This is a genomic window from Thiorhodococcus mannitoliphagus (assembly GCF_010915725.1).
GTDB lineage: Bacteria > Pseudomonadota > Gammaproteobacteria > Chromatiales > Chromatiaceae > Thiorhodococcus > Thiorhodococcus mannitoliphagus.
On sequence record NZ_JAAIJR010000277.1, the window covers coordinates 1 to 2,628 of the forward strand.

The 2,628-nt window shown below is 62.1% G+C and carries 3 protein-coding genes; all 3 read right to left on the reverse strand.

From position 1 onward, the window contains the following. Positions 1-63: 63 nt before the first annotated feature. Positions 64-441 (reverse strand): tetratricopeptide repeat-containing protein, encoded by a 378-nt coding sequence (locus G3480_RS26050; protein ID WP_164657113.1) that lies wholly within the window; start codon positions 439-441, stop codon positions 64-66. Between the two features lie 559 nt (positions 442-1,000). Further along, on the reverse strand, positions 1,001-2,110 hold the full coding sequence (locus G3480_RS26055) for an IS110 family RNA-guided transposase (protein ID WP_338114231.1): 1,110 nt from the start codon (positions 2,108-2,110) through the stop codon (positions 1,001-1,003). Further along, entirely contained in the window at positions 1,996-2,517 is a 522-nt protein-coding gene (locus G3480_RS28780; protein ID WP_338114232.1) for a tetratricopeptide repeat protein, read from the reverse strand. The genes G3480_RS26055 and G3480_RS28780 overlap by 115 nt, the downstream gene beginning before the upstream one ends. Between the last annotated feature and the right edge of the window lie 111 nt (positions 2,518-2,628).

The window sequence follows — 2,628 nt, forward strand, 5'->3', positions numbered from 1 at the left end:
CGCCGACCGCCTGTGGACGAGAACGACACTCGATCCAGAGGAGGAGAAATTACGCATTCCGGCCTAGGTGGGGTTTAGGTTGTTGATGCCTGCTCCCACATGAGGATGCTCGGGTCCCAGGGCTTGCTCCCAAAGTTCCAGAGACCTCTTGTACAACGGTTCGGCTTCCGGGTAACGACTCTGCGACTCATAGAGGCTAGCGAGGTTGTTGAGGGTAGTTGCCACCTCGGCATGCTCGGGTCCCAAGGCTTCTTGCAGTATTTCCAAGGCCCGCTTGTTGAACGATTCGGCCTCGGAATAGCGGCCTTGACGCCGATAGAGCAGGGCTAGGTTGTTGAGACTCGTTCCCACCTCGAGATGCTCGGGTCCCAAGATTTCTTGACGTATTTCCAAGGCCCGCTTGTTCAACGATTCGGCCTCGGCATAGCGGCCCTGGCGCATATAGAGGCTGATATGTTTTGACCTGTCAACTTTGGCACTGACTTTCGTTGACCTCCCTCTTCTTTCTTTGAAACAGCTTGTTGCTGGGCCTGTGGGTATGTGGGCGAGAGGCCCGAGAGTGTGGTCAACCTGTGGGCCGCGCCTGCACGGTGCTGGCAGTCTGCGCCGAGGCTTCGGCGCGGTCCATGGGTTGTCCACACGGCTTTAGCTCGGGCCGGTCCGCAGGGATGCGGACTCGTCCACATATCCACAGGTCGACGGTGGCATTGATGCAAACACCTTGGCTCAGGGCACCCGGCTGCAGACTGCGACGGTGGATCATGCTGATATACGTGGATTGGGTACCACCTGACTTCACTGCGTCGCGGAGCTGGCCTTTCTCTAGGAGCAGGGATCGACGCGCGGGATGCCCATAGAGGGATTCTCCCGTGCACCACCGGTATAGCCCGAACAAGGGTTCTCCACACCGGCCGCGGATGCCCTGAGTCAAGGTGTCTGTTGGGTTCTCTATGGTCGAATCAATCGGGGTTCATGGTCCGCTCACCTCGGGGCCAAGCACTCAGGCGCCGCGCTGGAGCGGCTGCGGCATCTCCCGGCGTGCGATGTCCCAGAGGAAGCCGGCGAGTTCACGGGCGATGGCCACGCACACCAGCTTGGTGTTCTTGCCGGCGCGTGTCATGGTGCGATAGCGCCCGCACAGGCGCACCTGCGCCTTCCAGGCAATGCGTTTCGCCTCCGCCGAAGCGTTGCTCGCCTTGGCCTTGAGATGCTTGGTCTGGCGTGCCGGGAAGCGGTAGCTCCAGGCTGATTCGACCAACATGCGCCGGGCATGGCTGTTGCCAGTGAGCGTGATGGCCCCTTGGCGTCGGCGCCCGCCGGAGGAGTGCTCGCTCGGCACCAGCCCGAGGAAGGCCATCAGTTGCTTGGGCGAGTCGAAGCGGCTGAGGTCGCCGAGTTCGGCCAGCAGCACGATGGCGGCAAGCTTGTCGATGCCGCGCAGTGCCACCAGGGAATCAACCACTGGGGCCAGCGACCACTCGGGCAGCGCCCGCATGAGCTGATCGGTGAGCTGGGCAACCCGCTCCCCTGCGGCACGCTCGGCATCAATGTAGGTCTGCAAAACGACCTGCTCCCAGGGGTCGTCCATCTTCAGTTCCGCCAGCCAATTCTCATGCGCGGGCGTCCAGCGGGTCTTGCCCTTAGGCCAATGATGCCCGTGGCGCAGCAGGAAGGCATTGAGCTGCTGGCGCGCCTTGCGCTCCTGGGACTTGAGATCATCGCGCGCGCGGCTGAGATCGCGCATGCGCTCCTGCTCGCGGTCGGGCACCCACACTGCGGTGAGATCACCGCTGCGCAGCAGGCGCGCCAACTTCAGCGCATCGCGTCGGTCGGTCTTTATGCGATCGCCTGGCGCCTTCGGGATCTTTGAGGGCGCCACCACCTCGCAGTCATGACCGCTGGCGATGAGCTGGCGATACAGCCCATAACCACAGGGGCCGGCTTCGTAGCAGAACAGCAGCAACCCACCGTCATAGGCGTCGCTGAGCTTGGCAATCAGCTTCTCGACCTTCTTCGGCGTGTTGGCGATCTCCCCGCGATAGATCGGCTCATCACGCCCCGGTTCGGCCACGGCGACCGCGATCGTCTCTTTGTGAACGTCCAGGCCAATGTAGGCCGCATGCTCCTTCGCCTCGCCGACCGCGCGCACTGCCGCCAGCGCCGAAGCCGTCTCCATGCGATCTGTCGCTGCGTTAAACTCTTGCATGACCTGCCCTCCTCAAGGTGGCTCTGTGTCGATGGATGTCCGTCCTCAACATAACCCACGGGCGTTGAGGACGGGCAGGTCAAAACATCATGTCTAGCCATGTTACTGAGACTCATCGCCACATCGGGATGCTTGGGTCCAAGGGTTTCCTCCCGTAGCGCCAAGGCTCGCTTTTGCAGCGGCTCGGCCTCGGTATAGCGGCCCTGGGCCTCATAGAGGTTGCCCAGACTATTGAGGATGGCCGCTACGTTTGGGTGCCTAGGCCCCAGTGCTTGTTCCGACGAGCTATTGTCAAATCTGGTGTATGCCAGCTGAGGGTGCCTTGGATCAGGCGGCGTCCCGTTGCTCCTCCGGTGGGTCGTCCGTTACCGGCATTCCATCTTCGTAGCGTGTTCCCGCCAGCAGATCCTTGAGCTTCTCCG